This window comes from Streptomyces atriruber (assembly GCF_001418325.1).
Classification (GTDB): Bacteria; Actinomycetota; Actinomycetes; order Streptomycetales; family Streptomycetaceae; genus Streptomyces; species Streptomyces atriruber.
The window spans coordinates 1-6,931 of the sequence record NZ_LIPN01000339.1; the positions used below are offsets into that span (position 1 = coordinate 1).

Annotated in this window: 7 protein-coding genes; 3 read left to right on the forward strand and 4 right to left on the reverse strand. The window is 74.4% G+C overall.

Annotated elements, in window-relative coordinates:
* A partial coding sequence (locus tag AOK03_RS30345) for a helix-turn-helix domain-containing protein (RefSeq protein ID WP_167355656.1) occupies positions 1-329 on the forward strand: 329 nt, incomplete at its 5' end.
* 17 nt (positions 330-346) lie between these two features.
* On the opposite strand, the gene dmpI is transcribed toward AOK03_RS30345, so the two are convergent.
* From dmpI to AOK03_RS30365, 4 genes are all read right to left on the reverse strand, one after another.
* On the reverse strand, positions 347-529 hold the full coding sequence (gene dmpI / locus AOK03_RS30350; protein WP_055568567.1) for a 4-oxalocrotonate tautomerase DmpI: 183 nt from the start codon (positions 527-529) through the stop codon (positions 347-349).
* Positions 530-704: 175 nt separating this feature from the next.
* Complete coding sequence (locus AOK03_RS30355; RefSeq protein ID WP_055568568.1) at positions 705-1,580, reverse strand: LysR family transcriptional regulator; 876 nt, start codon at positions 1,578-1,580, stop codon at positions 705-707.
* Between the two features lie 102 nt (positions 1,581-1,682).
* On the reverse strand, positions 1,683-4,190 hold the full coding sequence (locus AOK03_RS30360) for an FtsX-like permease family protein (protein ID WP_055568569.1): 2,508 nt from the start codon (positions 4,188-4,190) through the stop codon (positions 1,683-1,685).
* A complete protein-coding gene (locus AOK03_RS30365; RefSeq protein ID WP_055568570.1) occupies positions 4,184-4,975 on the reverse strand; it encodes an ABC transporter ATP-binding protein in 792 nt (263 codons plus the stop codon). The genes AOK03_RS30360 and AOK03_RS30365 overlap by 7 nt, the downstream gene beginning before the upstream one ends.
* 226 nt (positions 4,976-5,201) lie before the next feature.
* Between AOK03_RS30365 and AOK03_RS30370 the strand changes: the two genes are divergently transcribed.
* Together AOK03_RS30370 and AOK03_RS30375 are read left to right on the forward strand one after the other, a co-directional pair.
* Entirely contained in the window at positions 5,202-6,473 is a 1,272-nt protein-coding gene (locus tag AOK03_RS30370) for a sensor histidine kinase (RefSeq protein WP_055568571.1), read from the forward strand.
* Positions 6,437-6,931, forward strand: a 495-nt coding sequence (locus AOK03_RS30375) for a response regulator (protein ID WP_244177810.1), incomplete at its 3' end; no start/stop codon positions are given. The genes AOK03_RS30370 and AOK03_RS30375, both read left to right, overlap by 37 nt.

Sequence of the window (6,931 nt, forward strand, 5' to 3'; positions counted from 1 at the left end):
TCCGCGAGGCGCACGGCGCGCTGCGGGCCCTGGCGCCGCGTGTCGCCGATGCCGCGCTGCGCGCCGAACTCCTCGCGGTGTGCGGCCGTCTGGAGTCGGCGGCCACGGTCCCGGCGCAGACCCGGGACCGCCCCGTCGCCCTCGCCCCCCGCGAGGTCGACGTGCTGTCCTGCGTGGCCACCGGCGTGACGAACGCGGCGGCCGCCGAGCGGCTCGGCCTGCGCCCCGAGACCGTGAAGGGCTACCTGCGCTCGGCCATGCGGAAGCTGGGGGCGCACACGCGCCTGGAGGCGGTGGTGGCGGCGCGCCGGGCGGGCCTGCTTCCGTAGGCGGAGAACCGGACCGGCTACTTGTCGGCGGTCAGCTTTCCGGCGGCGCCCCAGCTGTCGGTCGGCGTCTCGTGGATCCACACCTGCACGCTCTCGGCGGGAATCTTGTACGCGTCCACGAACGCGTCGGTGATCTGCCTGACCAGCTCCCGCTTGAGCTCGACGGTGCGGGGACCCTGCTGGACGGTGACGACGGGCATGATGGAACTCCCTTGATCGGGGCCGGAGTTACCGGCTGAGAAGTGAGCCGCCCCGGGAGTCTCCTCCCGGGGTTCCTCGGTACGACCCCAGTCCAGCCCAGCGGCGCCGCGCGACCAAGGGCCAGCCGACGCACACAGCGATCAGTTTCCGTGATCACCGCAGGTCAGCGAGGCCCTACCGGGCCGCTGCCGCCGTGCACGCGGCGAGGAGGACATCGAGCCCCGGCACCGACCGCCCCGCCCGCACGGCGAGCCCGGTGGCGAGCGCGAGCCCGGGCTCGCGGAAGGGCAGGAACGCCACCCGCGGACTGTGCAGCACGCGCGCGTGCGACGCGTACACGACCGTCCACTGCGGCACGATCCCCGCCCCGATCGTGGCGAGCCGGTCCTGCAGCGAACCCCCGGAAGCCCCCGGCACCGGCTCGAACCCCGCGTCGCCGCACGCCCCGACGACGAGGTCCACCAGCGGCGGGTTGTCGCGCCGCGCGGTGATCGTCAGCGGCAGCCCCGCGAGGTCGCCGAGCGCCACGTCCGGGCCCTCGGCGAGGGGATGCGCGGCCGGGAGGACGGCCACCAGCGGGTCGTCCCACAGCGGCACGATCCGCACACCGGGCACGGGCTCCACGGAACGTACGAAGGCGGCGTCGACCCGCCCGTCGACGACCTGTTCGAGCCGCTCGCGCGCACCGCCCGACACCAGCTCCACCGGCACTCCGGGCGCCCGCACGGCGAACTCCGCGAGCACCCGGTCCAGATGCTCCCCCAGTCCGGTGCTGGTGGCGAGCCGCAGGCCGACGGGCGGGGCGACCGCGGCCCGCGCCCGTTCGGCGGCGGCCAGCACGGCCCGCGCCTCGGGCAGCAGCCGCTCCCCCGCACCGGTCAGCCGCACATGGCGGGGCGAGCGGTCGAAGAGCTCGGCGCCCAGCTCCCGCTCCAGGCGCCGTATCTGCTGGCTGACCGCGGACTGGACGATGTGCAGCCGCTCTGCCGCGCGCCCGAAGTGCAGCTCGTCGGCGACGGTCACGAAGTAGCTGAGCTGCCGCAGTTCCATGCGAGGAAGCGTATGCGCGTGGCGGCACGGGCCGACGCCGACCAGGGAGCCGCCCGGACGCGGCCCGGACTCCGTCGACCGGGAGGTCCTCGGTCCGGGACGTCACTCGCGTACGCCCGCAGGCTCCAGCGCCCCGCGGCGCAGGGCGAGACCGGCAGGCACGACCGCCGAGAGCACGCCGAGCACCGCGCAGCCGCCCAGGACCGCCCCGAGCGTCACCCACGGGACCTCGACGGACGTCCGCACCGAGAGCAGACCCAGCGCCCGCCACATGCCCACCAGATTGAGCCCGGCGACCAGCGCGCCCAGCAGTCCGCCGACCATGACCACCAGCGACGCCTCGGCGCCCACCAGCCGCAGCACCTGCCACCGGGTGGCACCGGCCAGCCGCAGCGCAGCCAGTTCGCGGAGCCGGTCGGAGGTCGCCATGACCATGGTGTTGGCCAGCGAGATGCCGGTGTAGAGGAGGGCGATCCCGAGGACCATGAAGAGGCCCGTGCGGGTCGTCCGGTCGGTCTCGGGGCGCATCGCCCGCACCCAGGCGTCCCTGGTGAGCACCTCACCGCCCGACGCCCGCACCGCCTGCCGCAGACCGGCGGCCACGGCGGCGGGGTCGGCGCCGTCCGCGAGGCGTACGTCGACCCGGTCGACGGGCGCCGCGGGAGCGTTGCGCGGGGTGACGTAGACGCCGTTGTCGCCGGTGCCGGTCGTCATGACGGCGGCGATCTTCAGGGACTTCCGCGTGCCGTCGCCGAGCCACACGTCCACCCGCTCGCCCACGGTGTGCTTCTCCCACTCCTCGTTGACGATGATCGATGCGTCGTCGAGGTCGCTCACCTCTCCCGCGGCGAGCGGGAGCCGCGCCGTCGCCGCGAGCGGTTCGGGCTCGGCGGCCCTGGCCCCGGACCTGATCAGTGCCACGCCGTCCTCCAGGACGTACACGGCGCTCGACGAGCTCGGCGTCACCTCGGTGCCGGGCACGGCGCGCAGCCGCTCCAGCGCCGCCTCGCCGAAGCCGGTTTCGCGCACGCCGCCCGCTTCTCCCGCGGCGCCCGCCGGGGTGACCACGAAGTCGGCCGCCGTCCGCTCGCGCGTCTCGGTGGCCTTCGCCTCGCCGAGGGTCGCGGTGGCACCCAGCAGCGAGCCCGCCAGCGCGACCGTGACCAGCACGGGGGCCGCGACCGCCGCGGTTCGGCGCACCCCGGCGGCGGCGTTCTCCCGCATCAGCATCCCGCCCGCGCCGGGCAGTCGGGCAGGCAACCAGGCGATCAGCCTGGCCGACGGCCGCACCAGTACCGGCGCCAGCAGGGCGACCGCGCTGATCAGCAGCATGGGCCGACTCACGTACGTCTTGCGCTGCAGCAGGTCGCCCGGGTTCGTCACCAGGGCAAGGACCAGGGTCACCGCGGCGGTGGCCAGGAGCGCCGAGCCGACCAGCCAACGCCCCCGTGTCATGGCCCGGGTGTCCACGGACGCCTCGCGCAGCGCTTCGGTCGGCCCGGTGCGACCCGCCCGCCAGGACGCGGCGAGCGCACCGCACAGGGCCACGAACAGGCCCGTCCAGAACGCCATGTGGTAGGGCCAGGTGTGGTCGCCGATGGTGAACCAGCGGGGCGCGAGGCCCTCGTCGACCGACCATTCGGCGAGCATCGGAGCCCCGTAGGTGCCGAGCGCACAGCCCACGGCCGAGGCGAGCACGCCGACCACGAGTGCCTCGGAGAGCACCATGCGGCGGATCTGCCCGGGGGTCGCCCCGGCGGTGCGCAGGAGTCCGAACTCGCGGCGCCGCTGGGCCACCGCGAACGCGAAGGTGGAGGCCACCACGAACACCGAAACGAATCCGGTGACGCCGCCGGCCGTGCCGAACATGGCGTTCATCGCGGTGAGCGCCTCGCTGTCCCGGTCGGGGTCGGCATCGGCGTACCGGCGCGCGTCCCCGGTGAGGACCTGCACGCCGTCGGGGCCGCCGTCACTGCCGTCGCCGCTGCCGCGTACCGCGTGGCGCACGGCCTCCGCGTCGGCGTCGACCACGAGTTGGAGGCTGCGCGGCGACAGCTCGGCGGCGCGGGCGTCGGTGTAGAACACGGCGTCCTCGAAGCCGAGCCCGGCCACGGTGCCGACAACGCGCACCGTGCCGTCGCCGGTCCTCAGCCGGGTCCCCGGAGGGGCCCAGTCACCGCTGACGACGACTTCGTCCGCGGCCTCGGGCGCGCGTCCCGCGTCGAGCTCGTACGGTGCGAAGGCCGCGGTGGACCAGGGGTGGCCGACCAGATCGGCGGGCCCGCCCCCGGCACGTACGGCGAACGACCGGTCCTCGACGACGGTCCCCAGGCCGCGCAGCTTCGCGACCGCGCGGCCGGGCACGGGACGCGGCTGCGCGAGCCGCTGGGTGCGGTCGTCGACCGAGGTGGGCACCTTGAGGGTGTCCTGTCCCTTGACGACGACCGGCGCGGCGGCGAACCGCTCGGGCCCCCGGTCCGGTGCGTCCAGTGAGGACGCCAGGGCCAGGCCCATGACGGCGATCAGGGCCACGCCCAGGGAGAGGGCGAGGGAGCTGCCGACGAAGGTGATCCAGCGGGTGCGCAGGGTGCGAAGGGCGGTGTTCAGCACGGTGCCGCCTCGGGCTGGTTCGGGGGCTGTGCCTGGGTTGGCCTGCCCCGGGTCGGCTCGGCCTCCAGCTTGGTCATGTGCGCCGCGATGTCCTCGGCGGCGGCTCCACTCAGCTCTCCGTTCATACGGCCGTCGACGAGGAAGACGACGCGGTCCGCCCAGGAGGCGGCGACGGGGTCGTGCGTGACCATGACGATCGTCTGGCCGTCCCGGTCGACCGTGCCGCACAGCAGGGCCAGCACGTCGCGGCCTGTCCGCGAGTCGAGCGCGCCGGTCGGCTCGTCGCCGAACAGCACGTCGGGCCGGGTGATGAGCGCGCGGGCGAGGGCGACCCGCTGCTGCTGCCCGCCGGACAGCTCCGTCGGCCGGTGCCGCGCCCGGTCGCCGAGTCCGACCTGCCGGAGCGCCTCGCGCACCTGCGCCCGCTTCGGGCGGCGGCCCGACAGCCGCAGGGGCAGGGCCACGTTCTGCTCGGCGGTCAGCGACGGCAGCAGGTTGAACGCCTGGAACACGAAGCCGATGCGCTCGCGGCGCAGCAGGGTCAGCTTCCTCTCGCTCAGCGCGGTCAGTTCCGTGCCGCCCACGGTGACCGAGCCCGACGTGGGCCGGTCCAGGCCCGCGGCGCACTGCAGCAGGGTCGACTTGCCGGATCCGGACGGTCCCATCACGGCGGTGAACGTCCCCCTCGGAATCACGAGCGACACGTCGTCGAGGGCGGTGACGGACGTACTCCCCGATCCGAACCGCCGCGTCACGGAGTGCAGTCGGATCCCGTCGTCGGTCATGCGTCGTGCCGCCAGTGCCTTTGCCTGCTGTCTTGCCACCAGTACCTGCTCCTCGGCTCGTCGGTGGCCTTACGAAACCGCGAAAACCCCTGGTGACGCAGTACGGCGGGACCGAGACCCCGGGTGGGGCCAGGCATACCCCCGATACGGACCCTGCCCCGATGGCACCGCCCCTCGGCGGCCGCTTACGGTCATGCGCATGCACCTTCGGAACGTGTGGCAGGCCATGTCCCGGCCGGGCTTTCTGCTGTCGGCCTGGCCTTGGCGGTCCGCCGCGTATCTGCTCACCGGCGCGGTGACCGGCGTCGCCGCTCTGGTGGTGCTCGTGGCGCTCACAGCCGTCTGCGGCGTGCTCACGCTCGTCCTGGTGGGGCTGCCGCTGCTCGTGCTGGTCGCCCTCAGCGGAATCCCGGTGGCTGCGGTGGAGCGGCGCAGGCTGCGCCTGATCGACCGCGATCCGGCGCCGGGCCGTCACCGGGTTCCGGCCGCGCCGGGACTGCGGCCCTGGCTGACCACCCGGCTGCGCGAACCGGTGACGTGGCGGGAGCTCGGATACACCCTGCTGTTCGCCGGTCTGCTGTGGCCGGTCGACGCCGTGGCGATCGTGGTCGCCCTGTTCCTCCCGCTCTCCGTGGTCGCCACGCCCCTGCTGATGGCCACGGTCGGCGACGGCGAGGAGGCGAAGGTACTCAAGCAGTGGACGGTCACCACCTGGCCAACCGCCTGCGGCGCGGCCGCACTTGGCCTGCTCCTGCTGGGCCTTGGCGCTTACCTGCTCGGCGCCGCGGCGGGCGCCCGCGCCGGTCTGACCCGGCTGCTGATCAGCTCCCCCGAGGGCGAGCTCGGCGCCAAGGTGGTCGAACTTGCCCGCTCCCGGGCCCGGTTGGTGGATGCCTTCGAGGCCGAGCGGCGCCGCATCGAGCGGGATCTGCACGACGGCGCCCAACAACGCCTCGTGGCCCTGTCCATGACCCTGGGGCTGGCGCGACTCGACGCACCGCCCGGCCCGCTCGCCGACCAGCTCACCAAGGCGCACGGCGAGGCGGGCAAGGCACTCGCGGAGCTGCGCGAACTCATCCACGGCATCCACCCGAAGGTCCTCACCGACCACGGCCTGCACGCAGCGGTCACCGACGCCGCCGACCGCTGCGTGGTCCCCGTCGACGTGGACCTCGAACTGCCGGGCAGGCCATCGGCGGCGGTGGAGGCCGCGGCGTACTTCGTGGTCTGCGAGGCGCTCGCCAACGTCGCGAAGCACAGCGGGGCGGAGCGTGCGCAGGTCAGCGGCGGCCATCGCGACGGGATGCTGTTCCTCGAACTGCGCGACGACGGCCGCGGCGGCGCGGACCCCTCGGCGGGCAGCGGCCTCACCGGCCTCGCGGACCGGGTGTCGGTGCTGGATGGCAGACTGGCTCTGACCAGTCCGCCGGGTGGGCCGACTCTGTTGCGTGTGGAGTTTCCTTGCGAGTTGACCAGGGCGGGCGACCGCTCCGCGTAGTGCTGGCCGAGGACAGCGTGCTGCTGCGGGAAGGGCTCATCGGCCTGCTCGCCCGCTGCGGCCACGAGGTGGTGGCGGCCGTCGGGGACGCGCAGGCGCTGATCTCCGCGGTCGAGGAACACGCCCCCGACATCGTGGTCACGGATGTGCGCATGCCGCCCGGCTTCCAGGACGAGGGCCTGCACGCGGCGGTGCGGCTGCGCGAGCGGCGCCCCGCACTCCCGGTCCTGGTCCTCAGTCAGTACGTGCAACGGACGTACGCCGCCGAGCTCCTGGACTCCGGCGACGGATCGGGCGTCGGCTATCTGCTCAAGGACCGGGTCGGCCAGGTCGAGGAGTTCGTGGCGGCGCTGCACGAGGTGGCGGACGGCGGGACGGTGGTCGACCCCGAGGTGGTGCGCCAGCTGCTGCGCCGCCGCCGGGATCCGCTGGAGCAGCTCACCCCGCGCGAACGCGAG

Bases quoted from the DNA above. Each gene is read 5' to 3' on its own strand.
- dmpI (WP_055568567.1), bottom strand. From the start codon at position 529: ATGCCCGTCGTCACCGTCCAGCAGGGTCCCCGCACCGTCGAGCTCAAG.
- AOK03_RS30365 (WP_055568570.1), bottom strand. From the start codon at position 4,975: ATGACCGACGACGGGATCCGACTGCACTCCGTGACGCGGCGGTTCGGA.
- AOK03_RS30355 (WP_055568568.1), bottom strand. From the start codon at position 1,580: ATGGAACTGCGGCAGCTCAGCTACTTCGTGACCGTCGCCGACGAGCTG.
- AOK03_RS30370 (WP_055568571.1), top strand. From the start codon at position 5,202: ATGTCCCGGCCGGGCTTTCTGCTGTCGGCCTGGCCTTGGCGGTCCGCC.